Source organism: Sphingorhabdus sp. YGSMI21, assembly GCF_002776575.1.
Taxonomy (GTDB): Bacteria; Pseudomonadota; Alphaproteobacteria; order Sphingomonadales; family Sphingomonadaceae; genus Parasphingorhabdus.
Window position 1 is genome coordinate 2404909 of sequence record NZ_CP022548.1, and the last position, 24717, is coordinate 2429625.

Genomic DNA, 24717 nt, shown 5'->3' on the forward strand with positions numbered 1-24717 from the left:
CCCGCGCGGGTTTATTGTCCCGGCGGGGTTTCCGCCTGGCGCCGTTCGATCGCCACACCCTCGCCATCAATCCGCAAATCCACCGGCACACCACCTATTTCCGTGCCCACGCGGACACCACTGTCGCCGTTTATCCGCACCTCCGTATCGCCGATTTCTACCGGTATTTCGGGGATCTCCGGCAGGTCGAGCGGCGTGACCGGCCCTTCGGGATCCGGCTTGTTCTGCGGTTTGGTGCTGCCGGCGGGTTTTTTGGACTGCACGGCCTGCTGCATGAAATCCTTCCAGATACGCGCGGGGAGGCTGCCGCCGCTGACACCCTTCAGCGGGGTGTTATCGTCATTGCCGATCCACACGCCGACCACCAGCCGGTCCTCGCCATCCCCGGCATAGCCGACAAAGAGCGCGTCGCGATTATTCTGGCTGGTGCCGGTCTTGCCATAATTGGGAATGGTCAGCATGGCGCGGCGGCCGGTACCCTCGTTGACCGCAGCGCGCAGCAATGTCTCCATATCGGCGTGGGTGCTGGCATTATAGCGGCCGGGCCAGTCAAACAGCCACTCGGTCCAGCTCTGCTCGTCCTTCTTGAAGGCATAGGGGACGACCGGCCAGCGGTTGCCGGCAACCCCGGCATAGGCTGCAGTCAGCTCCATCAGGTTCATCGTTGATGTGCCGAGCGCGAGACTGGGATCATCCTCTGCCAGCGGCGACTTGACCCCCAGATTGCGGGCCTCGCGGATCACCGCCTTGTCCCCGATCTGACCGAACAGACGGACCGCGGCGACATTGCTCGACTTGGCGAAAGCGTCTTTCAAGCTCAGCGAGCCGCGATATTTTTCGCCGGCATTCTTGGGCAGATAGCCGCCTTTGGTGATTGGGCTGTCATCGACCATGTCGTCGGGGCTCATGCCCGACCGCAGCGCCGCCAGCCAGACGAACAGCTTGAAGGTGGAGCCCGGCTGGCGCTGGGCCTGGGTGACGCGGTTGAAGGCGGATTTTGCATAATCCTTGCCGCCGATCATCGCCACGACTTCCCCGTCCGGCCGCATCGCGACCAGAGCGACCTGCGCCTGTCCCAGCGGAGCGCGGGCGATCGCGCGGCGGGCGATTTCCTGCATTCTGGCATCAAGCGTCGTGGTCAAGGCCAGTCGCTCGTAGCTCAGGTCGGTCAGGGCGCGGGCCTGCGGCATCGCCCAGTCGGCAAAATAGGTGCCGGTGGGCAGGGTGTTTTTTGCGCGGACATCCAGTCTCGCGATGCCCAGCCGGTCGGCTTCTTGCTGGCTCAGATAGCCGGCGGCGACCATCGCGGATTTGACCAGATTGGCCCGCTTGGCGGCCAGATCGGGGTTGCGCGTTGGGGCGAGGCGGGAAGGGGCCTGCACCAGACCGGCGAGCATGATCGCCTGCTCCAGCTTGAGATTTTCCGGCTGGCGATAATAATAATGGAGCGATGCGGCGCGCAATCCATAGACATTGTCGCCGAAATAGACGTTGGACAGATAGCGTTCGAGTATCTCGTCCTTGGTCAGCCAGGCTTCCAACCAGAAAGCGATCAGCATTTCCCGCGCCTTGCGGGTCAGGCTGCGTTCCGGCGTCAGGAAGGTCGTCTTGGCAAGCTGCTGGGTGATCGTGCTGCCGCCCTGGGTCATGCCGCTGCCCGAGATATTACTCCACAGCGCGCGGGCCAGTCCGCGCGGATCGACGCCCCAGTGCGAATAGAAACGCCGATCCTCGATCGCCATGAAGGCTTCGCGCACATGGTCGGGCAGTTTCGCCACCTCGACCGGGTCATCGACCACCGCCCCATTGCGGGCGAACGGCTGTCCGTCCGATGTCAGCAGCGTGATCTGTGGTGGCGCAATCGGTTGCAGCGATTTGGACAGAGGCGCGGTGATCGCGAGATAGGCGATCAACAGGATGAACAGCAAAAGCCCGGCGGCCACAGCACGGCTGAACCACCACCATTTGCCGCGCGGCTTTTTGAGCGGCGCAACCGGCTCGTCAATGCGCGGCGGGATGGCATCGCCATAGGGTTCGTAAAATGGGGTTTCGGTTTTCGGCCTGCTGCGAAAGGGCCAAAACCAGCGACGTTTTACGGAAGAATCAGGGCTATGCTCAAGCATGTGACTACTGTGTTGCCATAATAATACGCCTTTGGCGAGAAAGAAGTTTGGAAAGCATCAATGATTTGCTAGTCAACGGGGCACTTTCGGGAAATTATCATGGTGGGCAAATTGTTGAAAATCGGGAATCCGTTTAGACTGACCCAGCGCGAATATGAAGCGACGATCAACGCGCTGAACATATTCTTCGGTGCGATCATCGGTGTCAGCCTGGGCAATATTGCCGAAATCCCGATGGATGACTATGTTATATTGCTGGTCATTATCTCGGCGATAGTGAGCAGCATCCTGCTTGTGACCTATACCCATAGAAGAATCTGGAACAGCGTCATGCTGACGGGCGTGTTGCTGGCAGCCTGGTATGCTGAAAGCGATAGCAGCGGCGCTGTCATCGATTTCCCCGAGCGCGTGTTACCGACGCTCACCGTGTGGGCGGCATTGGCTGTGATGACCGAATTTTCGGATCGGGCCGAGGATCCCAGAGCCGACCAAGACTGAAATCTGATTGGCTCCCCGTCAATCACTATGCTGAGACAAGGATATGTTGTTGGCGTTCGGATAAAATCATTCGCTTTGCGCGAACCGATGAACGTTAGTCATCCGCGATATGGTCACGGAACCATTTGGCCAATTGTTCTTCGGTGAGTTCGCCCGCTGCGAGGGACTGGACCGTCGCGATCGCTTCCTCCCGGTCAAAAAGAAGCTGGCAGTTATTCAACACCAGAAATGTTCGCGCCAGCACCCAGGTGGTGCGCTTGTTGCCATCGGTAAAAGGGTGGTTGCGTGCAACGCCAAATGCATAAGCCGCCGCCAAGGCGCACAAATCATTTTCGCCGTAACCCCATTTGTTGACCGGCTTTGCGAGAGCGGACTCGAGCAGGCCTTGATCACGAACACCCGATGGGCCGCCATGTTCGGCAAGCTGTCGATCGTGAATGGCAAGGGCAATGTCGGCACCGAGCCAGATTGGCTCAATTCGGTCGCCGGTCATTTTGCCAAGACACGAAGGATATCGCGATCTTCGCGCATCACACCTTCGGCGGCAGCCATTTTCTTCTGGAAGTCCGGGTTGATCGCGGTCAGCCTGACACCATCAGGTGACTCGCTCAAAAAGACGGTGTCGCCCTGAGAAACGCGAAGCTTCTCGAGCAAATCCTTGGGCAGGATTACGCCGGTGGAGTTGCCGATTTTGACCAGTTTGAGCGCATGGCCAGCGGGAAGTGAGGTCATCTTGTTCATACAGGCGTTATAACGAAAACACGGAATGAACGCAATCGGCATCCAATAGCCGGTAGCTTGGCAGCACCGGGTGAGTTAGTTCTCAGCCAAAATAGTGGATACGCAATCAGGAATGCCTGGCCGTAAGTCTAACTCCCCATCACGCTTTCCGGCAGATCTTCGCCGAATACCCGCTGATAATATTCCGCTACCAGCATCCGTTCCGCTTCGTCGCATTTGTTGAGGAAGGAGAGGCGGAAGGCGAAGCCGATATTCTTGAAGATCGCGGCATTCTGCGCCCAGCTGATTACGGTCCGCGGGCTCATCACCGTGGAAATGTCACCGTTGATAAAGCCCTGGCGGGTCAGGTCGGCAACCTTGATCATATTTTCCACCGTCTTGTCGCCGGCTTCGGGCACCTTCGACAGGATGACCTTCGATTCAGTCTCGGCCGGCAGATAGTTCAGCGTCACGACGATATTCCAGCGGTCCATCTGGCCCTGGTTGATCTGCTGGGTGCCGTGATACAGGCCACTGGTGTCGCCGAGGCCGACCGTGTTGGCGGTGGCGAACAGGCGGAAATAGGGATTGGGGCGGATCACCCGGTTCTGGTCGAGCAGGGTCAGTTTGCCTTCGGCTTCCAGGATCCGCTGGATCACGAACATCACGTCGGGGCGACCGGCGTCATATTCGTCGAACACCAAGGCGGTCGGCGTCTGCAGCGCCCATGGCAGCAGACCTTCACGGAATTCGGTGACCTGCTGGCCGTCCTTCAGGACAATCGCGTCACGTCCGACCAGGTCGATCCGGCTGATATGCGCGTCGAGGTTGATCCGGATACAGGGCCAGTTGAGGCGCGCTGCAACCTGTTCGATATGGGTCGATTTCCCGGTGCCGTGATAGCCCTGCACCATGACCCGGCGGTTGAACGCAAAGCCGGCGAGGATCGCGATCGTGGTTTCCGGATCGAAAACATAGGATGGATCGAGGTCGGGAACCCTTTCGTCCTTCAAGCTGAACGCAGGGATTTGCATATCCACATCGACACCGAAAACTTCGCGCGCATCGACGGTAATGTCGGGTGCATCCAAAATGGTTTCGTCGCTGGCGTCGGGGTTGATATCGGGTATCTCGGTCATCATAGTCCTTCGAAAAATCTCTGCCGCCCTAGGAAATGCACAAGGGGCGAGCCACTATCTAAAATCTGGTGATTCCTTAAGCTGCGTATAGGCCTCGATCACTTTTGCCAACTGTTTCTCGTGGCTGCGGTCGCCGCCGTTGCGGTCGGGATGATATTTGCGGACCAGCGCGGAATAGGCGCGGCGGATATCGCTGCGGACAATGGATTTTGCTTCACTGTCGCCAAGCCCTAGCGTCTTGAGGGCATTCTGGTCCGCTTTGGAAAACGGTCGGCCCTGACTGTTGGCGGCCGTCTTGAGGCTGGCAAAGCGCGCGCCGATCGCATCGAGCGGATCGGTGAAATCGGCCCATGCCGGTTGCGCGCCCGCGCCGCCGTCGTAGATTCGGCGGGACGAATCCCATCCCCGGACCGGATGCTGGGCTTCGAAAATCTCCTCGGAATCCATGCCGGCGAAATAGTCATAGCCCTGGTTGAACTCGCGGACATGGTCGAGGCAGAGCCAGCGATATTCACCGGGCCCATCGTAGCTGCGGCCACGGCCATAGATGGGGGGCGCGCGAAATTCGCCGCTTTCCTCGCAGCCGTCAATCGCGCAGGTCTGGCCTTCGGTTTCCACGCGTCCGTGAAAGCGGTTGGCTTTTCTCTTGGGGGAAACAGTCAATATTGCTCCGTTGGTCCCGCGCTGTTCGCGGGACGGTCTGAAAGCCGCAAACGCGCTTCGACAAGGGCGGTGCAAACGGCTAATATGGTGAGTGAAAAAGCAATATGGAGATTCGATGCCCAAAGGTCCAGTCCACAGCGAGATAGAAAAAAGGCTCACCGCCGAACTCGCGCCGATATCGCTCGTAGTAACGAACGACAGTGCCAGCCATCAAGGCCATGCCGGTGATGACGGCAGCGGCGAATCGCATTTTTCCGTCGATATCGAATGCGCGGCCTTTGCCGGCCAGTCCCGGCTCAACCGCCAGCGGAGGGTGAACAAGGCGCTGGGCGACATGATGCGCGACAAGGTCCACGCGATGGTGATCAAGGCGAGGGCGCCGGGGGAGTGAATGGAGCCTTCTCCCGTGAGGGAGAAGGATGTGGAGACTTGGCAGCTGGCTGCCTAGTCGTAACTGGATGAGGGTGTACCATCTCGAATTTTGTACACCCTCATCCAACTGCGCCTAATCCTTCGGATAAGGCTTCGTATCCTTCTCCCTCACGGGAGAAGGTAAGAACATTGCAGTGATAGGGGAGAGGTCGAACATGATCCGCAAAGTCAATCTGGCCGACGCCTTTGCCAGCTTCTCCGACCACTGGTCCCCGAAAATCGCGGGCGATATCAACGACGCGCAGGTGAAACTCGCCAAATTCGAGGGGAAGTTTGACTGGCATCATCATGACGAGGAAGACGAACTGTTTCTGGTGGTCAAGGGCACTATGCGCATGGGTTTGCGCACTGGCGATATTGATGTCGGGGAAGGGGAGCTTATCATCATCCCCAAGGGCGTCGAACATTCTCCGGAAGCGTTGGGTGGAGAATGCCATGTGCTGCTGCTCGAGCCGAAATCTATTCTCAACACCGGCAATGTGATAACAGAGAGAACCGTCGACGATCTGGAGCGGCTATGACCATCATTGCACAAACAATCATGCCAACGACCCATGATCTTGGCGAGTTTCAGGTCCGCCGGGTCTTACCGTCTAGGCACCGCCGGATGGTGGGGCCGTTTATCTTTGTCGATGAATTCGGTCCGGCGGTATTGCCGGAAGGACCGGGCATGGGCGTCCGTCCGCATCCGCATATCAATCTGGCAACGGTAACCTATTTGTTTGAAGGCGCAATCGATCATCGCGACAGTCTGGGCACGCATCAGACAATCCGGCCGGGCGAAGTCAATCTGATGACCGCGGGCAGGGGGATTGTCCATTCGGAGCGCTCGCCGGTGGAAACGCAGGACGAGAAGAAACCAATGTTCGGCATGCAGACCTGGCTGGCACTCCCCGATGGCAAGGAAGAGATCGATCCGGCGTTCGAGAATGTCGGCGTGGATGATTTGCCGCTGGTCGAGGATGGTGGCGCCAAGGCGCGGGTCATCATGGGGAGCCTTTGGGGGCAGACGGCGCCGACCACCTGTCACGCCGAGACGATTTATGCCGATATTCTGCTCTACGCCGGAGGCGCGATCCCGATTGATGCGGAGGCCGACGAACGGGCGGTGATGCTGGTCGATGGCGACGGCGCGCTGGATGGCGTACCGCTGGAGAAATATATGCTCTATGTGATTGCGCCGGGAGCGAACGTCTCGCTTTCGTCCCTCTCAGGCGGGCGGGCGATGCTGCTTGGTGGCGAGGCTTTTGATACGGAACGGCATGTCTGGTGGAATTTTGTCTCGTCGAGCAAGGAGCGGATCGAGCAGGCCAAGGCCGACTGGTTTGAAGGGCGCTTTCCGCTCGTTCCGGGTGATCCGGACGAATTTATTCCGCTGCCCGAGGGCAAGCCGAATACGGTTACGAATTGAGAAGCCCTCTCCCATAGGGAGAGGCAACAAGCCTTGGCAATTTATTGCCTTAGGCGCAGTCAGTGAGGGGTTTCGCCTTCTCGACAGTCGAACCCCTCACCGAGTTTCGCTAGTCAGCAAGCTGACAAGCTACACTTGCCTCTCCCTATGGGAGAGGGCAGTTTACGCTTTCCCGTTATTCCTCAAACCACTCGACCCACGCGCCATGGGCGTGCGCCCGGCCCAGCAGCGCCGGTTCCTCGCCGCCTGGCCAGTAGCGGATGATCAGTTCGTGGCTGAAGGTCTTGCGGTTGGTCTCCAGTGACATCCACGCCAGCGGTTTGTCCGGAGTTGCCGATTCTCCAGCTTTTTTCATCGCGATCGTGATCCGGTCCTTGGTGACCTGCGGCAGATATTGCCAGACGATCGAATGCATCAGCACCCGGGTGACGCCGCTTTGCTGGGGCTGGGTCAGCTGCTGTTCGGTCCAGTCCGCAGCATCGGCCCTGGCAACATCGGGCGGATCCTGTTTGGCCAGCGCGATGGAGGCCTCCATCCGCTCGAAGCGGGCGGGCATTTCCGGCCAGATATAGCCTTTGAGCCGGGCGGCGGTTTCATCGTCGGTGAGATCGATCGGATTCTGGTCGCAGCCGCGGGCGCTGACAATCTCGACCGGGGCCTGCGGGGGCGGCGGGCCGCGCCATTCAGGCCTGATCCGCATCGGCGAATCCTCCGGCCCGACCTGAACGCCGTTGAGATCATAATGATAGCGGCCCATCATCGTATTCACCCCGGCGCTGGCACCCAGTTCGAGCAGTTCGAATCGCGGGCCGACACGTCCGGACAGCCAGAGCAATCCGGCCATGAAACTGGCCGAGCGGCCGGATTCATTGGTCTGTGGCGGATTGTCGAACCAGGGCAGGAGATCGGCATCATGGTCGGCGACAACCTGTTCGACGAGGCGGTCGATGGCGTCTTGATCGGTGATCCGGCGCTCGTAAATATCTGCCAGTCGCGGTTCCTTGCCGCTGAGATAGAGATGATGCAGGCCGCCGGTGAGGCGCAGCGGCATTGCGTCTTCCAGCGGTTTTCCCGGCCACTGCGCGATCTTTTGCCCGCAGGCTGTCGGGCCGTCCATCAGCGGCAACTGGGCGATGATGATTGAGGCGGTGACCGGTGCATCGTTGCGCCGGCAATGTTCCGCCTGGCCGCGCATTCCCTGTGCGATATCTTCGAGGTCCAAAATGTCCATAACTCGTTGCCCTTTCATCTGCGAAGCCGTAAAGCCGCGGCCATCATGGCCAAACCACTAATCTTTGCAATTCCGAAAGGGAGGATTCTCGACGATGCCTTGCCGCTCCTGGAGCAGGCGGGAATTGTGCCAGAAGACGCCTTTTTTGACAAGTCCAACCGCAGTCTGCAATTCGCGACGAATCTGCCGCATATGTCGATCATCCGCGTGCGGGCCTTTGATGTTGCTACCTTTGTCGCCCATGGCGCGGCGCAGATCGGCATCGTCGGTTCCGATGTGATCGAGGAATTCGGCTATAGCGAACTTTACGCCCCGGTCGATCTGGGAATCGGACGCTGCCGCCTGTCGGTGGCGCAGCCGAAGGACGATGCGGAGCAACTGGGCAATATCTCGCATCTCCGGGTCGCGACCAAATATCCCAATCTCACCAGCCGCTATTTCGAGGGCAAGGGCATCCAGGCCGAATGCGTGAAGCTCAACGGCGCGATGGAACTGGCGCCTTCGCTCGGTCTGTCGCGGCATATCGTCGATCTGGTCGAATCCGGCAGCACGCTTAAAGCGAACAATCTGGTCGAAACCGACCGGATATTGGATATTTCCGGGCGGCTGGTCGTCAACCGCGCGGCCTTCAAGATGCGCAGCGCGGAGCTGACGCCGCTGGTCCAGAAATTCCGCGAACTGGCGGGACAGGTCTGATGGGGCCGGTTACAATATCTTATTCCTTCTCTTCGGAGGCGGGGATCAAGGGGTGGTGGCGATGCGTTAGCATCGCTCGCTTCAGCGACAAGCGGCACGGAACCACCCCAACCCCTCCTTTGAAAAGGAGGGGCTAAGATGGCTCTTAGACTTTCGATTTCGGATACTGGCTTCGATGCAGACTTCGACGCGCTGGTCAATGCGCGGCGCGAGGCGGATGCTGATGTTTCGGCGGATGTTCGGGCTATTATTCAGGATGTTCGGGATCACGGCGATGACGCTGTTGCGCGGCTGACCAGCAAGTTTGACCAACATGATCTGGAGCAGACCGGCTGGCGGGTGGACAAGGCCGAATCCGAAGCGGCATTGGAAGGTTTGGAAGCATCTTTGCGCGTGGCGCTGGAGCTGGCGGCCTTAAGAATTCGTGATTATCATGACGGCCAACTCCCTGAAAACAGGGATTATATGGACGATGCTGGCGTGCGCATCGGCGCGCGCTGGGGCGCGGTCGAGCGGGCGGGTATCTATATTCCCGGTGGCCGTGCGGCCTATCCCTCTTCGGTATTGATGAACGCGATTCCGGCCAAGGTTGCCGGTGTCGAGCATATCATCATGGTGACCCCTGCGCCCGGCGGCTATATCAATCCGCTGGTGCTGGCGGCGGCAGAACTGGCCGGCGTTGACGAAATCTGGCGCATTGGTGGCGCTCAGGCGGTGGCAGCGCTCGCTTATGGTACGGAAAAGATCAAATCTGTCGATGTCATAACCGGTCCCGGCAATGCCTGGGTCGCAGAAGCCAAGCGGCAGGTGTTCGGTGTCGTCGGTATCGATATGGTTGCCGGTCCCTCGGAGATTGTCGTGGTGGCCGATGGCAAGAATGATCCCGACTGGATCGCTGCCGACCTGCTCAGCCAGGCCGAACATGATCCGACCAGCCAGTCGATATTGTTCACAGATGATGAGAAGTTCGCTGATCAAGTTTCTGAGAAGATAGTCGAACAACTGGGCGTCCTCGCAACATCCGGAACCGCGACGACCAGCTGGAACGACAATGGCGCTATCATCGTCCTCGACCGGCTGGAGCAGGCAGTGCCGCTGGTCGACCGGCTGGCTGCCGAACATCTGGAGCTGGCGATCGATGAGCCGGATGCCATGTTTAAAAAGATCCGCCACGCCGGTTCGGTGTTCCTCGGACGCCACACACCCGAAGCCGTCGGTGACTATGTTGCCGGCCCCAATCATGTCTTGCCAACAGGCCGCCGGGCGCGTTTCTCGTCCGGTCTGTCGGTGACCGACTTCATGAAACGCACCAGCTTCATCCACTGCGATGAACAGGCTTTGCGCAATATCGGCCCCGCGGCGGTCGCGCTGGCCGAGGCAGAGGGCTTGCCAGCCCATGCCGCCAGCGTACAGAAGCGGCTTGATCCGCGCCGACATTCAAGAGAAAGAAAAGCCCATGACCATTTCCCTATATGATGCCGTAATCCCGAGTCAGCTGCAGATCATCGCCGCGGTCCGCAAGCTGGTCGACAAGGCCAAGGCCCATTGCGAGGAGCAGGGCACGGCGCCGGCAGAGCTTATCGGCGCGCGGTTGATCGAGGATATGCTTCCCTTTTCCTATCAGGTGAAATGCTGCCGCGAACATTCACTGGGCGCGATCGAAGCGGTACGGGAAGGCGTGTTCACACCGAGCCTCGCCCCGCCACCCGAAGACTGGGCGGGCCTGTACGAGAAGCTCGACGAAGCCAAGGCGGGGCTGGAAGCGATCAGCGAGGCCGAGATGGAAGGCTTCATCGGCCAGCATATGGAATTCCGCTTCAACGAAACGGTGATGCCTTTCACCGCCGAAAATTTCCTGCTGAGCTTCGCCCAGCCGAATTTCTATTTTCACGCCACAACCGCCTATGACGTGCTGCGCCAGCGCGGTTTCAAGATTGGCAAGGGTGACTTTCTCGGCATGCCGCGGATGAAAAGAGCATGACCGCAAAATCGACATCGCGATCTGCTGCCCGGCTCGCTGCGGTCCAGGCGCTGTTCCAGCATCAGATGGAAAAGACGCCGGTACCCAAGCTGCTCAAGGAATTTCACGACCACCGGCTCGGCAAGGAAATCGAGGATGATCAATATCATCCGGCCGAACGCGATTTTTTTGACGATCTTGTTATCGGCGTAACGTCGCGGATGGAAGAAATCGACCAGCTGGTCGCCTCGAAACTGGCCGCTGGCTGGACGCTCGGGCGTCTCGACAAGACGATGGTCCAGATCCTGCGCTGCGGCACATTTGAACTGGTCGCACAGGAAGACGTACCGATCGCAACGGTAATTGACGAATATCTGGACGTGGCCCATGCCTTCTTCAACAAAAAGGACGCCGGTTTTGTGAACGGGCTTCTGGATAGCATCGCGAAGCAGGTTCGGGGCTGACCTAGATCCCCCCGGCTGCCACGGGGGAGAATATGTCCTACTTTCTAGACCGGCTGGACCCGGCCTTCCGCGACATGATCGAGGCGGACGGGCCCTATCTTTTCGAGATATTGAAGAGCGATGTGGCCGCCGCTCGTGCGGGCCTCGACGCTCTGTTTGCCCAGATCGCGGCTGATCTGCCTGAATATGAGGGCCAGAAAGATGAATATCACATGCCGGGCCTGGAAGGCGATCCCGATGTCGCGGTGATCGAATATCGCGCGCGGGATCTTCTCTATCCGGACTGCCCGATCATCTGGCTGCACGGCGGCGGCTATGTGATGGGCAGCGCCGATGATCTGTCGGCGCAAGGCTATTCCTCTCTCGCCCCAGTGATCTCGGTCGACTACCGGATGGCGCCGGAACATCGCGCGCCGGCCGCGGCCCGGGACGTCTGCGCAGTGATCGAGCGGGTCGCGACAAACCGCAACCCGCGCAAGATCGTTCTGGCCGGACCGAGTGCCGGCGGCGGGCTCGCGGCGAGCGCGGCACTGATGAACCGCGACCGGGGTGGACCGGACATCGCGTTCCAGTTGCTGATCTACCCGATGCTGGATGACCAGCATGATACGGACTCCGGTCATATGGATATTCCGCCATCGACCTGGACGCGGGAAACCTCGCTGCATGCCTGGTCGCTCTACGCCGAGGAAGGCGGTGCCAGCCCTTATGCTGCGGCGGCGCGGGCAACGGATCTCGCCGGCTTGCCGCCCGCCTATATCATGTGCGGCGACCTCGATCTGTTTCTCGACGAAGATATTGATTATGCAAATCGCCTTCGTTCATCGGCTGTTCCGGTTGAGCTTGCTATCTACCCCGGCGCGCCGCACGGATTCAACGGATTTGCCCCTCAGGCAGCGGTCAGCAAGCGCGCCAACGCTTCCATCAGAATGGCACTGGAGCACGCTCTCTCTTGAACGAATTACAATTTATTGACCGGTTGAAGGCCATTACCACCCACCCGGCAGCCCGCGGGCTGGCCGACGATGTCGCGATGATGCCCTTCGGCCGGCACAAGCTGGTCATGACCCATGACATGATGGTTGAAGGCGTGCATTTTCTTCGCGACGCCGATCCCGCCGATGTCGCGTGGAAGCTGGTTGCGGTGAATCTCTCCGATCTCGCGGCCAAGGGCGCAAAGCCGCTCGGCCTGTTGCTCGGCTATGGCCGGACCGGCGGCGACGCGTGGGATACCGCCTTTGTCGACGGACTGAAGCAGGCAATCGACCGATTTTCCGTGCCGCTGCTCGGCGGCGACACCGTGGCGATGGGCGACAATGCGCCGCGCACCTTCGGGCTGACCGCGATTGGCGAGGCAAAGGGCCATATCGTACCCTCGCGCAGCAATGCCAGGCCGGGCCATGCCGTCTATGTCACCGGAAATATCGGCGATGCCTGGGCCGGGCTGCAGATCGCATCGGGGGCGCTGGAATCGCCGGATGCCGACGGCAGCGCGGCGCTGTTGCAAGCGCACCGGCGACCGACGCCGCGGCTGGAAGAGGGGCGGATTTTGTCCAATCTGGTCAGCAGCATGATGGATGTGTCCGACGGACTGTTGCTCGACGCATCGCGGATCGCCGAAGCAAGCGGCCTGAAAATTGAAATCGATCTGGCAGAACTGCCGCTCTCCGAACCGTTCCGCACGCTCGTTGGCGAAGACAGCGCAGCACGTCTCAAGGCGGCCACCGGTGGCGACGATTACCAGCTGCTGCTGACCGCGAGCCCGGAAACCGTCCTGTCGGTTCCACTAACCTGTGTCGGCATATGCCGGCCGGGATCAGGTGTCGCGCTGCACAGCCATGGCGAGCGGCTGGAATTGCCAGAGCAACTGGGATTTGTGCACGCCTGATCCGGGCGGATTCTATCACTTTCGATAGCGTGAAATGCCATACAATCAGGCCGTTAAATCAGGGCTTGCACCCTTTGCGATTCCCGCACTATACCTGTCGCGAAAGCACCCTGATCAATGGGGCGCTCGTGAAAAAAATAGGGGGGGATGCTCAGTAATGACTGTAGTCACCATTTCAATTTTATGTGGTTTCATAGCCATATTATACGGCTTTATCACCAGCCGCCAGGTGCTCAATGCACCGGCAGGCAACGAAAAAATGCAATCCATTGCCGGTGCTATCCAGGAAGGCGCACAAGCCTATCTGAACCGCCAATATCGCGCGATCGGTCTCGTCGGCATCGTCGTCGCGGTTCTGGTCTTCATCTTCCTCGGTCCGATTTCGACCGTCGGCTTTTTGCTAGGTGCCATTCTTTCGGGCGTCGCGGGCTATATCGGCATGAACATTTCGGTTCGCGCCAATGTCCGCACGGCACAGGGTGCCAGCGAAAGCCTGCAGACCGGGCTCACCGTCGCGTTTCGCGCCGGTGCGGTGACGGGCATGCTGGTGGCTGGACTTGCACTGCTGGCAATCTCGATCTTCTTCTACGTGCTGACCACCCAGATGGGCATGGCGGCCAATGACCGGACGGTTATTGACGCTCTGGTTGCTCTGGCCTTCGGCGCTTCGCTGATTTCGATCTTCGCGCGTTTGGGCGGCGGTATCTTCACCAAGGCTGCGGACGTCGGCGCCGATCTGGTCGGCAAGGTTGAAGCGGGCATCCCCGAGGATGACCCACGCAACCCTGCAACGATTGCGGATAATGTCGGCGACAATGTCGGTGACTGCGCCGGCATGGCCGCCGATCTGTTCGAGACCTATGTTGTGACCGTGGGTGCGACGATGGTGCTTCTGGCGCTGCTGTTTGGCGATCTCGTCGGCAGCGCGATGCTCTATGACGTTATGTCTTTGCCTCTGATCGTCGGTGGTGTCTGCATCCTGACCTCGATCATCGGCACCTATATGGTGCGACTGGGTAGCGGCACGAACATCATGGGCGCGCTGTACAAAGGTTTCATTACCACAGCGCTATTGTCGATCCCGGCGATCTATTACGTCACCATGCGCACGCTGGGTGACATGGATACGCCAATCGGTGTCGCACTTGATGGTTCCGGTGGTTTCACCGGCATGGCCCTGTTCTGGTCGATGATGGTTGGTCTGGCGGTTACCGGCCTGATCATCTGGATCACCGAATATTATACCGGTACAGACTATCGTCCGGTGCGGTCGATCGCCAAATCGTCGGAAACCGGCCACGGCACGAACGTGATCCAGGGACTGGCGATTTCGATGGAAGCAACGGCCCTGCCGACTTTGGTCATCGTGGTCGGCATCGTGATTGCCTATCAACTGGCCGGCCTCATCGGCATCGCCTTTGCCGCAACCTCGATGCTGGCGCTCGCCGGCATGGTCGTGGCGCTCGATGCTTATGGTCCGGTTACCGATAACGCAGGCGGTATCGCCGAAATGGCGGGGCTCGACGAGAGCGTCCGCAACAAGACCGATGCGCTCGACGCGGTGGGCAACACCACCAAGGCTGTAACCAAGGGCTATGCCATTGGTTCTGCCGGTCTTGCGGCTCTGGTGCTTTTCTCGGCTTACACAGCCGACCTCAAGGAATTCTTCCCGAACCTTGAAGTCAGTTTCAGCCTAGAAAATCCCTATGTGATCGTTGGTCTGTTGCTGGGTGCCTTGCTGCCCTATCTGTTCGGTTCGATGGGCATGACCGCCGTTGGTCGCGCTGCTGGCGACGTTGTCAAGGATGTTCGTGAGCAATTTGCCAGCGATCCCGGCATCATGGCGGGTACCTCGCGTCCCAACTATGCGCGAACCGTCGATCTGGTGACCAAGGCGGCGATCAAGGAAATGATCCTGCCGTCCTTGCTACCGGTTCTCGCGCCAATCGTGGTCTATTTCGTGATCACTGCGGTTGCAGGTCAGGCGAACGGCTTTGCCGCTCTCGGCGCATTGTTGCTTGGCGTGATCGTCTCCGGCCTGTTCGTTGCCCTGTCGATGACAGCGGGTGGCGGTGCCTGGGACAATGCCAAGAAATATATCGAGGACGGCAATCACGGCGGCAAGGGCTCCGATGCCCATCATGCTGCGGTGACCGGCGATACCGTGGGCGATCCTTACAAGGATACCGCGGGTCCGGCCGTCAATCCGATGATCAAGATCACCAATATCGTCGCATTGCTGCTGCTCGCAGCGCTCTATGCGGCGCAGGGCGGTATCCACTAGGAGGCTGGCCATATTGGGCTGAAAAAAGGACCCCGCCGGAAGCGATTCCGGCGGGGTTTTGCGTGGCCGGAACCCGCCCTTTTCGATGCCGACAGCGTTAATAAGATTTTACCCCTTTTCCGCTAGCCAGAGTGGCGAAATCGAAATGATGCTGGTGGGGCGATATTGATGGATTTGAGCGGACTTCAGAAAATGGGAGGGGTGGCTATCCGGGCTGACCGGTCCCGCGCCGGCCTGTCGACACCGCAATGCCAGACAGAATTCCGCGCCGTATCCGATCTGGATTCCGGTCTGATCGCCGCATGGAGCGATCTTGCCAGACAGGTGAGCGAACCGAATATTTTCTATGAACAATGGTTTCTGCGTTCGGCGCTGGACCATCTGGACCATCTGGACCATCAGGATGATATCCGGCTGTTCCTGCTCTGGTCGGGAGAGGCCGGTCAGTCGCAACTGCTCGGCCTGCTGCCGCTTGGGCCGGTCGGTCATTATGGTCGCTGGCCGGTGCCGCATGTCCAGAACTGGATGCATCACAATTGTTTTCTCGGCACGCCTTTGGTCTGCATCGGCTTTGAACAGGTCTTCTGGGAAAATCTGCTCTCCGCGCTCGACAGCAGCGAATGGCCGGGATTTCTCCACATCAACGGCATGACCATAAACGGTCCGCTGGATCAGGCCTTGCGCATGGTCTGCGACGGACAGAAGCGGCGTTGCGATCTTGTGCACAGCGAGGCACGAGCGCTGCTGCAGAGCGACCTCAGTGCCGATGCCTATCAGCGCGCGACCTTGCGCGGGAAAAAGCGCAAGGAATGGCGACGGCTGGGCAACAGACTGGGTGAAAAAGGCGATATAAGCTACGGCCATCTGCTCGACGACCGGGATCTGGACCAGTGGATCGACGAATTTCTCGCTCTGGAAAAAGCGGGCTGGAAAGGCAAAAGCGGCTCGGCGCTCGATTGCTCACCGGACACCAGCGCATTTTTCCGGCAATCGGTCACCGCTGCTGCCGCATCCGGTCAGCTGGAACGCCGTGACCTCCGGCTCGACGGCAAACCGCTGGCGATGCTGGTCAATTTTCTCTCCGCGCCCGGCGCCTTCGGTTTCAAGACCGCATTTGACGAGGATTATTCCCGTTATTCTCCCGGGGTCCTGCTGCAGATAGAAAATCTGAAATTCCTCGACTTGCGGCGGCTGGAATGGATCGACAGTTGCGCCGCGCAGGACCATCCGATGATCGACCATCTATGGTCCGACCGCCGCCACATCGGTCGCTTCTCGATCGAATTGCACGGCCTGCAAAACCGTGCCCTGTTCCGCGGCGTCCGGCTGGGCGAAAGGCTGATGGGCAAGGTCAGAAAGCGCAGAATTTTCGATCCGGCAGAGGGACAGTCATGAACCAGATATCCCACAAGGACAGCTTCCGGCACCAGGTTTTCGGCGAAGATACGCGGCGGCAATTTGACGCCTGCTACCCGGAGCAGGCGCATCTGCTCGACCATGCGATGCTGTCGCACGAACTGCTGACGCTCGATGCGCTGGCACAGCTGGGAACGGCGCTGCCGGAAGCCAGCGTCGAATATAACGCCGGCGATCTGCCGGTCGGGATCAGGCCGGAAGATGTGCCCGACAATGGTCTCACCATCGGCGATACGATCCGGATGATCGACCAGTCCGCGAGCTGGGCGGTACTCAAGAATATCGAGCAGATGCCGGAATATGAAGAATTGCTGCTATCGCTGCTGGCGGAGATCCGGCCGATACTGGAGGCCAAGACCGGCCAGATGCTGAAACCCCAGGGCTTCATCTTCGTGTCCTCGCCCGGCGCGGTGACGCCTTATCATTTCGATCCGGAACATAATATCCTGCTGCAGCTGCGCGGCGAAAAATGGATGACCACTTTCCCCGCCGGCGACGCCCGCTTTGCCGCTGACGAAATCCACGAGGGCTATCACACGGGCGGCCACCGCAATCTGGTCTGGCGGGATGAATTCGCAGCCGAAGGCACGCGCCACCATCTGACGCCGGGCAAGGCGATTTTCGTCCCCGTCATGGCCCCGCATTTTGTGCAGAACGGGCCCGAACCGAGCATCTCCCTGTCGATCACCTGGCGCAGCGACTGGAGTTTTGAAGAAGCAGACGCACGGGCTTTTAACGGCTGGCTGCGGAAGCGTGGGATCACGCCCAAGGCGCCGGGACGCTTTCCGGCGCGGAGCAGGGTGAAGGCGCTGGCCTGGCGGGTTTTGCGGAAGATATCCGGGCAATAGGAGCAGTCATAGCCCATCCTCTTTAGAGGAGGGGTTGGGGTGGTGACGATGCCCTTGCATCGCTCGCGTAGCGGCAGGCGGCACGAAACCACCCCAACCTCTCCTTTGAAAAGGAGGGGCTTAAGACAGCCAAGGCTCGCACGAAATTCGTCTCAAAAATCCGGTTGATTTGAACTTCTGGGAGCGTTGCTGGCAGGTGCAAGAATTCTCCTCTCCCATCGCCCCAAAAACCAACCCACCCTTGACATTCCCCCCACCACCGTCACTCTCTCCCCAAAAAACAGGGAGAGAGAATATGGCCACCGTTGTAACCGCAGCACCAACCACCATGGATGCCTTTATCGAGAAACAGGCCCGCGCCGACGCGGTGGTCAATATCGTGCTGGCGGGCGGGATCAATTACTGGCTGACCCGTGACCTGGCTTATGTGCCCGCTACTTTGCCCTTTGGCGATTCCGCGCCCAATCTGGGTGGGACCCTGATTGCTATCGCCGTGCTGATGAGCCTTCTGCTGACGCTGATTGTCTATCCAATCACGGTGGCGCAGCGGAAATCGGGCAAGATCACGCCCGGGCTGGCCGCCGACACGCGGGTCGGTTTTGCGCCATTTGTTCTGGCGTTCAAGCATCTGGCGATGACATTGATCCCCGCCTTTCTGATCGTGATGGTCCTGCAGGGTGCGGGGCCGGAACTGCGCTTCACCCCGATGGCCTTCGCGGTGATCGTCGCGGTTATCGCGGCGGTGCTGGCCTATTTCATGTCGAAAAGCACCACGCGGGCGACGCTGAACCTATGATCATCATCACCGCCAGCCTCTCCACCGCCTTCGCCGCCAGCCCGGACGAGATTATCGCGCTGTGCAGCGAGCATAGCGCCCGGTCCCGCGCCGAACCGGGCTGTATCTCGCACCATATCCACGCCGATTGCGAAGACCCGTCGCGCCTGTTCTTTCATGAACAGTGGCAGGACGAAGCCGCCGTCGCCGCGCATTTCGCCCTTCCGGAATCGCGCGAGTTCGTGAAGCGCCTGACCGCGCTGGTCGGGGAACGACCGGAGATACAGATATACCGGGCCGATCCGGTGTCGATGGCGGAGCTGGGTTAGTCCCACATTGTCGCCCCAGCGAAGGCTGGGACCCATACCACAGGTCCTGGGATACCCACTCTTGGTTTAGGCCCCAGCCTTCGCTGGGGTGACGCCACACTAAAACCGCTTGCGGAAATCGATCTCGACATAGCGCCCGACCGGATCGAGATAGCCCTGCTGATAGCTGAGCGGGATCAGGCCGCTGTCGTCGCGGACGGTCTGGATATCGTTGAAGATATTGTCGACCTTGAAAGCGATGCGGCTGCCTTTCAGGAAGGGGATATTCTCGGTCAGATTGCCGCGATCGTCGAGGTTGATGAACATCCGCAGATTAAACGTGGTCAGATCGGAAAAGCGCAGATCAGAACCCGTCAGCCCACCGTTAACGCGGGTCGCGGTCTGGTGCTCGCCGCTGAGGCGGAAGCCGATGCCATTGTTGAACCAGCCGCCATTGATCTCGAATTCGTGCCGCGGGCTGCCGCCGGTCGAACCGGTGGCGGAACCGTTCAGCAGGTCCAGTTCCTCGACGCCGTCGCGGATCTTGATCCTGTCCTCCAGACGGATGGTGTGAAAGGCGGAGAGCTGCCAGCGTCCGCCGCTTGGCCTTCCACCTGCACGGCCGCCAGGTCCGCCGCCCGACCGGGCGTTCTGACGTTCTGTGTTCGCACCGCCCTCTGGTGGCGGTCCGCCTTCGGGCCTGCCTTCTGCTGCGCCTTCTCCGGACGGCTGCGGTGGCGGTGCGGCGCGCTCGGGTCGTCCGCGCCCGCCGCCGCTTTCCTGGCCGAAGCGTTTGGAAAAGTCGATGCCGTAGCGGATGCGCTCGCTGTAGACATTGGCATAGGTGACCGGCCGCTGGTCAATCGCGATCAGGCGGCCATTGGTGTCGCGGGTGACGCGGTCGGGGAAGGCCGCCTCGATTTCCGGCGTCAGCAGCGGGAAGCTGGAGGCGACATTGTCGCTGTTGTTGCGGAAATATTCGCCGAGGAAGGTGAATCCGTCGAGCCATTCGGGGCGATAGTTGACGGCCAGCTTGATATCCCGCTGTTTCTCCGCCGGCAGCGCCAGATTGCCGCCGGTGGTGATCGAGGCCAGCACGGTTTCGCCATTGGTAAAGTCGAATATATTGACATTAGGGGTGATGATCAGCGGATTGCCGAGCTGGGCAATTGTCGGCGCGGCATCCTCGCCGATCGCCGAGGCGGAAAAGACCAGCCCGTCCAGCGGTTCCCAATTCACCCCGAAACCGAATTCGACCAGTCCGCCGAAATCCGACAGGTCGGAATAGCCGAAATTGCCGTTGACCGACAATTTGCCGATCGCCTCCACAACATCGATATTCTCGTCGGCCAGCGGTATGTCGATATTGATCCCGGCGCTGATTTCGTCCCGGCTGAGATTGGTGGTCGTGAGAATGGCGCCGCTGGTCTCGCGGCTGTCCAGATCTTCGCGATTATAGCCCGCACGCACAGTAGTGGTCACCGCGCCGGATGGCAGGACCAGCAGGGTGCCCGAAAGCGTGGCGAGATTGTTGATCGTCTGGTCGACAACTTTCGCACGGTCGGTGACGGGCGCGCCCAGCAAGGGGCCGAAGCTGACCGCCAGCGGATCGACCGTGCCGGCGTCAATCGCCGCCTGCAGCGCGCTGGTGTCACCGGACCGGTCGGTGTCGGTGTCGACCTGCGTGCGGGTGTAATCGCTGGTCAGCGACCAGCGCCAGTCGCTGAGCATGCCGTTCAGGGTCAGCCCGGCCTGCGCGGTATTGGTTTCCTGCACCCGGCGTAGCGGACCATATTCGGTGAAATAGCGGAACAGAGTATCGCCTGCCACGTCCAGCGTTCCGCCCGGCAGACCCTGCAGGCCGCGGGACTTGTCATAGACATAGCCGCCGTTCAGCGACAGCGACATGCCATTGTCGAACGACCGGCTGTAATTGGCGTTGAGTTCCACATTGTCGGAGGGGGCGGCCAGAGTGCGATAGTCACCGAGATTGACCAGTTCGCCGGCCGCATCCTGGACGATATCCCGCTCGCTCTCGGTAATCGCCGTATTGTTCTGCCATTCCACATTCACGTTGAGCCGGCTGTTCTTGCCGATGCGGGTAATCGTGGTTTCGACTTCAGACCGTCCCTGTCCGCCCTGGGTGGGAACGCCATATTCTGCCGAGGCGCTGAGCCCGGTATAATTGTCCTTGAGCACGAAATTGATCACCCGCTGGTCGGGGCGATAGCCATATTGCAGGGCCAGTTCCTCGGGGAAGACCTGGACGGTGCGGATCGCCTCGGGCGGCAGATCGCGGATCTCGCGGAAGCCGGATGTGCGCTGGCCGTTGATCAGCACCACCGGGCGCCCGCTGCCGCGGCCCCGGCTGGAGGTTGTCTGCGAGGAAATCGCCTCGAGCAGGTCCTGCACCGAGGATACGCCATAGCTGGCGATATCCGCTTCGCTCAGTTCGACCACCGGCGGTATCTCGGTAATCACCGCGCCGCGCGGCAGTTCTGCGGTGACGACAATTTCTTCATCGGCATAAGAGGAATCCGTGTCGGTGATCTGTGCGCTGGCACCGGCGGGCATCAACAGGCCGGCGAGAACAAGGGGAGAGGCGGCGAGGAGGGATTTGGGGGAGGAGATCATTTTGTTGTTCATAGCTCTTACATAGGGGGAAAGAATATGTCCGAAGTGCCATGGGTCTGGCGCTAATGGTATAATTTCTTTGTATTAAATTGTCGCAAGAGAAACAGCCCCGGTGCGACAATCATTATCCTGCCGGTTGATGCAGCTAATCCTTCCCTTTTTGCACATTTGCCGTTATGGCGCACTGCAACACGCGGATCTGCCGCAATATCAGGGAAAATGTACCGCCATATGGCAAAAGAAGAACTGCTAGAAATGAAGGGAATGGTTCGCGAACTGCTCCCCAACGCCATGTTCCGGGTCGAGCTGGAAAACGGCCACGAAATCTTGGGCCACACCGCCGGCAAGATGCGCAAGAATCGTATTCGTGTGCTGGTCGGCGACGAAGTGCTCGTCGAGCTCACCCCTTATGACCTGACCAAGGGGCGTATCACCTATCGTTTCAAGTGACGAGCCATGGCTCGTCATCCCGGACTTGATCCGGGATCCAGGGCTAACGTAAAACTGCGCTTGCGATTTGGACGCTCTGGATGCTGAAACAAGTTCAGCATGACGAAAGTGAACATATGAAACTGGTCCTCGCCTCCTCCAGCCCGCGCCGTCTGGAACTGCTTGGCCGTCTCGGCGTCACGCCGGACCGGATCATCTCTCCCGATATCGACGAAACCCCCCGCAAGGGCGAGCTGCCGCGCGACTATGTCCTGCGTATGGCGCAGGAAAAGGCTGCGGCTGTCGAACGCGAAGATCAGGAAATCCTGGTCGCCGGTGATACCACGGTCGCGGTCGGGCGCCGGATATTGGGGCAGGCCGGTGATGCGGCGGAACAGCGCAAATTTCTGGAACTGGTCAGCGGGCGGCGGCATCATGTGATGTCGGCGGTCTGCGTGATCGCAGCCGACGGAACGGCGCGGACCAAATTGTCCGACAGCATCGTCAAGTTCAAGCGCTTCGAGGCTCACGAGATCGAAGCCTATATCGCGACCGGCGAAGGGCAGGGCAAGGCGGGCGGCTATGCCATACAGGGCACGGCGGAGGCTTTTGTCACCTGGATGTCGGGCAGCTATAGCGGCATCATGGGGCTGCCGCTCTACGAGACCCGCAATCTGCTGATCAGCGCGGGCTATCTCCTTGGCTGATTTCGCCCAAGGCTGGCTTTACGAGGCCGGGATCGGTGAAAACCGGGCGTTGCGGCTGGAAAATAATCAACTCGTACAGATACGCGTCGAGCGGGCCGATGGCAGTGCCAGGGCTTGCGCGGTTGTCGATGCGAAATTCACCCGGCAATGGGTTGCCGGAAAATCCGGGATTGTGACCTTGGCAAACGGACAGGAAGCTCTGCTGCAGCCGCTTCCCAAAGAACTGACCGAAGGATCGACGGTCCGGGTGGAAATTGTCCGGGGCGCGATGACCGAGCGCGGCGGGCAGGCGAAGCGGGCCAAGGCGCGCCCGGCCGAGGTGGACCGTCCCTTGAGCGATGGTCCCGATCTGCTGGCAGAGATCACAGCAACCGGACTTCCCGTCAAACAGGTTCACGCTCATGAAGAGGATGTCCTGTCCGGACACGGCTGGCACGAAGCTGCCGAACAGGCCGAAAGCGGGCGGATCGATTTTGAAGGCGGGAGCCTGCTGGTATCGCTGACCCCGGCGATGACATTGTTCGATGTGGACGGACCGCTGGCGCCGTTGGAACTGGCAAAACGGGCGGCCAAGGAAATTGCCCTCGCGCTCGTACGCTTCGACATTTCCGGCAATATCGGGGTGGATTTCCCGACCCTGGAGGCGAAGGCTGATCGTGTTGCGGTCATGTCTGTTTTTGATGCTCATATGACCATGAAATGCGAGCGCACCGCTATCAACGGCTTCGGTTTCATGCAGATTGTCAGCCGCAAGGTCCGGCCCTCGGTGCTGGAAATCCTGCAGGCCAATCGCGCGGTCAACGCGGCACTGAAACTGCTGCGGCAGGCAGAGCGGGATCGCGGTACGGGCGCGCTTCGGCTGGCGGCGCATCCGGCTGTCACAAATAAATTGCGTGACCCGTTGCTGGACGAACTGGCGAGGCGGACGGGGCGTTCAGTGTCAGTGGAACCGCGCGGCGACATTTCCATCGACGGCGGTTCGGCAGGATAATTGCCCGCAGACTTGCAATCGCGCCGTCCCGACTGCAAAGCCTGTGCATGACCGATATCATTCTCTACGACTATTGGCGCAGCTCGGCGAGCTACCGGGTGCGTATTGCGCTCAATCTGAAGGGTGTCTCCTACACCGCGATCAGCACCAGCCTGCTCGACGGCGACCAGAAGGCTCCGGCCTATGTCGCGCGCAATCCGCAGGGCTTCGTGCCGATGCTGTCGATTGACGGCCATGACCTGACCCAGTCGCTGGCGATCATTGATTATCTGGATGCAAATTATGATGACCCGCCGATGGTTTCCAGCGATCCGGCCGAGCGGGCGAAGACGCTTGCGCAGGCCTTGGTCATCGCGGCGGATATTCATCCGGTAAACAATCTGCGGATATTGAAATATCTCAAGGATGAGCTGGGGCAGGATCAGGACGTCGTCGACACATGGTATCGCCACTGGATCGAAGAGGGCTTTGTCGCGCTCGAAGCCATGGCGCCGGAAACGGGTCTGTTCGGCGGTGACAAGCCCAATCTCGCCGATGTTTGCCTGGTGCCGCAAATGTCCAACGCCCGGCGGTTCAAGACCGATTTGAACGCGTTCCCCAAACTCGCGCGGATCGATGCCGCATGCAATCAATTGGAGGCTTTCCAGAAAGCCGCTCCCGAAGCAGTGAAGGATCAATGACATGACAATCGAAGGCGGATGCTATTGCGGCGCAGTGCGTTACAAGGCCGAGGGCGAACCGATGCTGAAGGCGGAATGTTTCTGCCGCGAATGCCAATATACGACCGGCGGCAACAGCCTGTTGCTGATGGCAATGCCGGCGGATGGATACGAAATTACCAAAGGGGCCGTGAAAGGCTTTAAACGGGACGATCTGGAAAAGGGTGTGACGCGCGAATTTTGTTCGGACTGCGGCACCCATCTGGCCACCCGCGCGCCGGGCTTTGAAGTGGCGGTGATCGTGAAGGTCGGAACGCTCGATGATCCGAGTGTCTTTGGCAAGGCGGACAGCGCCCATTTTGCCTGCGATGCGCAGGACTATCACCGGCTGCCGGACGACATGCCGGTCCATCAGAAGTGGACAGACAATTAGGTCATGAA

The 24717-nt window shown here is 59.8% G+C and carries 27 protein-coding genes; 20 read left to right on the forward strand and 7 right to left on the reverse strand.

Translation table 11 applies throughout. The features are described 5' to 3' along the window. Window positions 1–11 precede the first annotated feature (11 nt). Complete coding sequence (locus CHN51_RS11655; RefSeq protein WP_100094163.1) at window positions 12–2123, reverse strand: transglycosylase domain-containing protein; 2112 nt, start codon at window positions 2121–2123, stop codon at window positions 12–14. A gap of 99 nt (window positions 2124–2222) precedes the next feature. On the opposite strand from CHN51_RS11655, the gene CHN51_RS11660 reads away from it, so the two are divergent. After that, window positions 2223–2621: a hypothetical protein gene (locus CHN51_RS11660; RefSeq protein WP_100094164.1), complete on the forward strand. Its 399-nt coding sequence runs from the start codon at window positions 2223–2225 to the stop codon at window positions 2619–2621. A gap of 94 nt (window positions 2622–2715) precedes the next feature. Here CHN51_RS11660 and CHN51_RS11665 read toward each other — a convergent pair whose 3' ends face one another. The 4 genes from CHN51_RS11665 to CHN51_RS11680 all read right to left on the reverse strand — a co-directional run bounded on the left by CHN51_RS11665 (window position 2716) and on the right by CHN51_RS11680 (window position 5143). Further along, window positions 2716–3114 carry a type II toxin-antitoxin system death-on-curing family toxin gene (locus CHN51_RS11665; RefSeq protein WP_100094165.1) on the reverse strand — a complete coding sequence of 133 codons (399 nt, stop codon included), beginning with the start codon at window positions 3112–3114 and terminating at the stop codon, window positions 2716–2718. Then, complete coding sequence (locus CHN51_RS11670) at window positions 3111–3353, reverse strand: AbrB/MazE/SpoVT family DNA-binding domain-containing protein (RefSeq protein ID WP_100095604.1); 243 nt, start codon at window positions 3351–3353, stop codon at window positions 3111–3113. The genes CHN51_RS11665 and CHN51_RS11670 overlap by 4 nt, the downstream gene beginning before the upstream one ends. Before the next feature lie 137 nt (window positions 3354–3490). Beyond that, entirely contained in the window at window positions 3491–4480 is a 990-nt protein-coding gene (gene cobS, locus CHN51_RS11675; RefSeq protein WP_100095605.1) for a cobaltochelatase subunit CobS, read from the reverse strand. 54 nt (window positions 4481–4534) lie between these two features. Further along, the gene (locus tag CHN51_RS11680; RefSeq protein ID WP_240616710.1) at window positions 4535–5143 is read right to left on the reverse strand and encodes a DnaJ domain-containing protein; all 609 of its coding nucleotides are present in this window, start codon (window positions 5141–5143) and stop codon (window positions 4535–4537) included. A 115-nt stretch (window positions 5144–5258) separates the two neighbouring features. Between CHN51_RS11680 and CHN51_RS11685 the strand changes: the two genes are divergently transcribed. The 3 genes from CHN51_RS11685 to CHN51_RS11695 all read left to right on the forward strand — a co-directional run bounded on the left by CHN51_RS11685 (window position 5259) and on the right by CHN51_RS11695 (window position 6986). Continuing rightward, the gene (locus CHN51_RS11685) at window positions 5259–5534 is read left to right on the forward strand and encodes a BolA family protein (protein WP_100094167.1); all 276 of its coding nucleotides are present in this window, start codon (window positions 5259–5261) and stop codon (window positions 5532–5534) included. A 196-nt stretch (window positions 5535–5730) separates the two neighbouring features. Next, complete coding sequence (locus tag CHN51_RS11690) at window positions 5731–6096, forward strand: cupin domain-containing protein (protein WP_206169893.1); 366 nt, start codon at window positions 5731–5733, stop codon at window positions 6094–6096. Further along, window positions 6093–6986, forward strand: a complete 894-nt coding sequence (locus CHN51_RS11695; RefSeq protein ID WP_100094168.1) for a pirin family protein — start codon at window positions 6093–6095, stop codon at window positions 6984–6986. The genes CHN51_RS11690 and CHN51_RS11695 overlap by 4 nt, the downstream gene beginning before the upstream one ends. A gap of 175 nt (window positions 6987–7161) precedes the next feature. Here CHN51_RS11695 and CHN51_RS11700 read toward each other — a convergent pair whose 3' ends face one another. Next, the gene (locus CHN51_RS11700; protein WP_240616711.1) at window positions 7162–8217 is read right to left on the reverse strand and encodes a DUF2332 domain-containing protein; all 1056 of its coding nucleotides are present in this window, start codon (window positions 8215–8217) and stop codon (window positions 7162–7164) included. A gap of 45 nt (window positions 8218–8262) precedes the next feature. Between CHN51_RS11700 and hisG the strand changes: the two genes are divergently transcribed. The 11 genes from hisG (at window position 8263) to CHN51_RS11755 (ending at window position 18877) form a co-directional block, all read left to right on the forward strand. Further along, entirely contained in the window at window positions 8263–8913 is a 651-nt protein-coding gene (hisG, locus tag CHN51_RS11705; protein ID WP_067200951.1) for an ATP phosphoribosyltransferase, read from the forward strand. A gap of 138 nt (window positions 8914–9051) precedes the next feature. Further along, a complete protein-coding gene (gene hisD / locus CHN51_RS11710; RefSeq protein WP_100094170.1) occupies window positions 9052–10389 on the forward strand; it encodes a histidinol dehydrogenase in 1338 nt (445 codons plus the stop codon). After that, window positions 10370–10894, forward strand: a complete 525-nt coding sequence (locus CHN51_RS11715) for a DUF1993 domain-containing protein (protein ID WP_100094171.1) — start codon at window positions 10370–10372, stop codon at window positions 10892–10894. Before hisD ends, CHN51_RS11715 begins: the two co-directional genes overlap by 20 nt. Continuing rightward, entirely contained in the window at window positions 10891–11337 is a 447-nt protein-coding gene (nusB, locus tag CHN51_RS11720) for a transcription antitermination factor NusB (RefSeq protein WP_100094172.1), read from the forward strand. Before CHN51_RS11715 ends, nusB begins: the two co-directional genes overlap by 4 nt. 32 nt (window positions 11338–11369) lie before the next feature. Continuing rightward, on the forward strand, window positions 11370–12293 hold the full coding sequence (locus CHN51_RS11725; RefSeq protein ID WP_100094173.1) for an alpha/beta hydrolase: 924 nt from the start codon (window positions 11370–11372) through the stop codon (window positions 12291–12293). Continuing rightward, window positions 12290–13225, forward strand: coding sequence for a thiamine-phosphate kinase (thiL, locus tag CHN51_RS11730; RefSeq protein WP_100094174.1), 936 nt, complete (start codon window positions 12290–12292; stop codon window positions 13223–13225). Before CHN51_RS11725 ends, thiL begins: the two co-directional genes overlap by 4 nt. Before the next feature lie 157 nt (window positions 13226–13382). After that, window positions 13383–15509 (forward strand): sodium-translocating pyrophosphatase, encoded by a 2127-nt coding sequence (locus tag CHN51_RS11735; protein WP_100094175.1) that lies wholly within the window; start codon window positions 13383–13385, stop codon window positions 15507–15509. A gap of 201 nt (window positions 15510–15710) precedes the next feature. Beyond that, on the forward strand, window positions 15711–16904 hold the full coding sequence (locus CHN51_RS11740; protein WP_164089140.1) for a GNAT family N-acetyltransferase: 1194 nt from the start codon (window positions 15711–15713) through the stop codon (window positions 16902–16904). Further along, window positions 16901–17773: a cupin-like domain-containing protein gene (locus CHN51_RS11745; RefSeq protein ID WP_240616712.1), complete on the forward strand. Its 873-nt coding sequence runs from the start codon at window positions 16901–16903 to the stop codon at window positions 17771–17773. The genes CHN51_RS11740 and CHN51_RS11745 overlap by 4 nt, the downstream gene beginning before the upstream one ends. Before the next feature lie 295 nt (window positions 17774–18068). Then, window positions 18069–18569, forward strand: a complete 501-nt coding sequence (locus CHN51_RS11750; protein ID WP_100094177.1) for a hypothetical protein — start codon at window positions 18069–18071, stop codon at window positions 18567–18569. After that, the gene (locus tag CHN51_RS11755) at window positions 18566–18877 is read left to right on the forward strand and encodes a putative quinol monooxygenase (RefSeq protein WP_100094178.1); all 312 of its coding nucleotides are present in this window, start codon (window positions 18566–18568) and stop codon (window positions 18875–18877) included. The genes CHN51_RS11750 and CHN51_RS11755 overlap by 4 nt, the downstream gene beginning before the upstream one ends. 99 nt (window positions 18878–18976) lie before the next feature. Here the strand turns inward: CHN51_RS11755 and CHN51_RS11760 are convergent, their stop codons facing one another. After that, entirely contained in the window at window positions 18977–21502 is a 2526-nt protein-coding gene (locus CHN51_RS11760; protein WP_100094179.1) for a TonB-dependent receptor plug domain-containing protein, read from the reverse strand. Between the two features lie 219 nt (window positions 21503–21721). Here CHN51_RS11760 and infA point away from each other — a divergent pair, with 219 nt between their 5' ends. The 5 genes from infA (at window position 21722) to CHN51_RS11785 (ending at window position 24709) form a co-directional block, all read left to right on the forward strand. Then, window positions 21722–21940 carry a translation initiation factor IF-1 gene (gene infA, locus CHN51_RS11765; protein ID WP_066742521.1) on the forward strand — a complete coding sequence of 73 codons (219 nt, stop codon included), beginning with the start codon at window positions 21722–21724 and terminating at the stop codon, window positions 21938–21940. 116 nt (window positions 21941–22056) lie between these two features. After that, a complete protein-coding gene (locus CHN51_RS11770) occupies window positions 22057–22626 on the forward strand; it encodes a nucleoside triphosphate pyrophosphatase (RefSeq protein WP_100095608.1) in 570 nt (189 codons plus the stop codon). Next, window positions 22619–23617, forward strand: a complete 999-nt coding sequence (locus CHN51_RS11775) for a ribonuclease E/G (protein ID WP_100094180.1) — start codon at window positions 22619–22621, stop codon at window positions 23615–23617. Before CHN51_RS11770 ends, CHN51_RS11775 begins: the two co-directional genes overlap by 8 nt. Before the next feature lie 47 nt (window positions 23618–23664). After that, window positions 23665–24297 (forward strand): maleylacetoacetate isomerase, encoded by a 633-nt coding sequence (maiA, locus tag CHN51_RS11780; protein WP_100094181.1) that lies wholly within the window; start codon window positions 23665–23667, stop codon window positions 24295–24297. Window position 24298: 1 nt separating this feature from the next. Next, complete coding sequence (locus CHN51_RS11785) at window positions 24299–24709, forward strand: GFA family protein (RefSeq protein ID WP_100094182.1); 411 nt, start codon at window positions 24299–24301, stop codon at window positions 24707–24709. Window positions 24710–24717: the final 8 nt, after the last annotated feature.

What these genes read in the sequence shown, in the direction of transcription:
- CHN51_RS11655 (WP_100094163.1), bottom strand. Translation starts at nt 2,123, where the DNA reads ATGCTTGAGCATAGCCCTGATTCTTCCGTAAAACGTCGCTGGTTTTGG.
- CHN51_RS11660 (WP_100094164.1), top strand. Translation starts at nt 2,223, where the DNA reads ATGGTGGGCAAATTGTTGAAAATCGGGAATCCGTTTAGACTGACCCAG.
- CHN51_RS11665 (WP_100094165.1), bottom strand. Translation starts at nt 3,114, where the DNA reads ATGACCGGCGACCGAATTGAGCCAATCTGGCTCGGTGCCGACATTGCC.
- CHN51_RS11670 (WP_100095604.1), bottom strand. Translation starts at nt 3,353, where the DNA reads ATGACCTCACTTCCCGCTGGCCATGCGCTCAAACTGGTCAAAATCGGC.
- cobS (WP_100095605.1), bottom strand. Translation starts at nt 4,480, where the DNA reads ATGACCGAGATACCCGATATCAACCCCGACGCCAGCGACGAAACCATT.
- CHN51_RS11685 (WP_100094167.1), top strand. Translation starts at nt 5,259, where the DNA reads ATGCCCAAAGGTCCAGTCCACAGCGAGATAGAAAAAAGGCTCACCGCC.
- CHN51_RS11690 (WP_206169893.1), top strand. Translation starts at nt 5,731, where the DNA reads ATGATCCGCAAAGTCAATCTGGCCGACGCCTTTGCCAGCTTCTCCGAC.
- CHN51_RS11695 (WP_100094168.1), top strand. Translation starts at nt 6,093, where the DNA reads ATGACCATCATTGCACAAACAATCATGCCAACGACCCATGATCTTGGC.
- CHN51_RS11700 (WP_240616711.1), bottom strand. Translation starts at nt 8,217, where the DNA reads ATGGACATTTTGGACCTCGAAGATATCGCACAGGGAATGCGCGGCCAG.
- hisG (WP_067200951.1), top strand. Translation starts at nt 8,263, where the DNA reads ATGGCCAAACCACTAATCTTTGCAATTCCGAAAGGGAGGATTCTCGAC.
- hisD (WP_100094170.1), top strand. Translation starts at nt 9,052, where the DNA reads ATGGCTCTTAGACTTTCGATTTCGGATACTGGCTTCGATGCAGACTTC.
- CHN51_RS11715 (WP_100094171.1), top strand. Translation starts at nt 10,370, where the DNA reads ATGACCATTTCCCTATATGATGCCGTAATCCCGAGTCAGCTGCAGATC.
- nusB (WP_100094172.1), top strand. Translation starts at nt 10,891, where the DNA reads ATGACCGCAAAATCGACATCGCGATCTGCTGCCCGGCTCGCTGCGGTC.
- CHN51_RS11725 (WP_100094173.1), top strand. Translation starts at nt 11,370, where the DNA reads ATGTCCTACTTTCTAGACCGGCTGGACCCGGCCTTCCGCGACATGATC.
- CHN51_RS11735 (WP_100094175.1), top strand. Translation starts at nt 13,383, where the DNA reads ATGACTGTAGTCACCATTTCAATTTTATGTGGTTTCATAGCCATATTA.
- CHN51_RS11745 (WP_240616712.1), top strand. Translation starts at nt 16,901, where the DNA reads ATGAACCAGATATCCCACAAGGACAGCTTCCGGCACCAGGTTTTCGGC.
- CHN51_RS11750 (WP_100094177.1), top strand. Translation starts at nt 18,069, where the DNA reads ATGGCCACCGTTGTAACCGCAGCACCAACCACCATGGATGCCTTTATC.
- CHN51_RS11755 (WP_100094178.1), top strand. Translation starts at nt 18,566, where the DNA reads ATGATCATCATCACCGCCAGCCTCTCCACCGCCTTCGCCGCCAGCCCG.
- CHN51_RS11760 (WP_100094179.1), bottom strand. Translation starts at nt 21,502, where the DNA reads ATGAACAACAAAATGATCTCCTCCCCCAAATCCCTCCTCGCCGCCTCT.
- infA (WP_066742521.1), top strand. Translation starts at nt 21,722, where the DNA reads ATGGCAAAAGAAGAACTGCTAGAAATGAAGGGAATGGTTCGCGAACTG.
- CHN51_RS11770 (WP_100095608.1), top strand. Translation starts at nt 22,057, where the DNA reads ATGAAACTGGTCCTCGCCTCCTCCAGCCCGCGCCGTCTGGAACTGCTT.
- maiA (WP_100094181.1), top strand. Translation starts at nt 23,665, where the DNA reads ATGACCGATATCATTCTCTACGACTATTGGCGCAGCTCGGCGAGCTAC.
- CHN51_RS11785 (WP_100094182.1), top strand. Translation starts at nt 24,299, where the DNA reads ATGACAATCGAAGGCGGATGCTATTGCGGCGCAGTGCGTTACAAGGCC.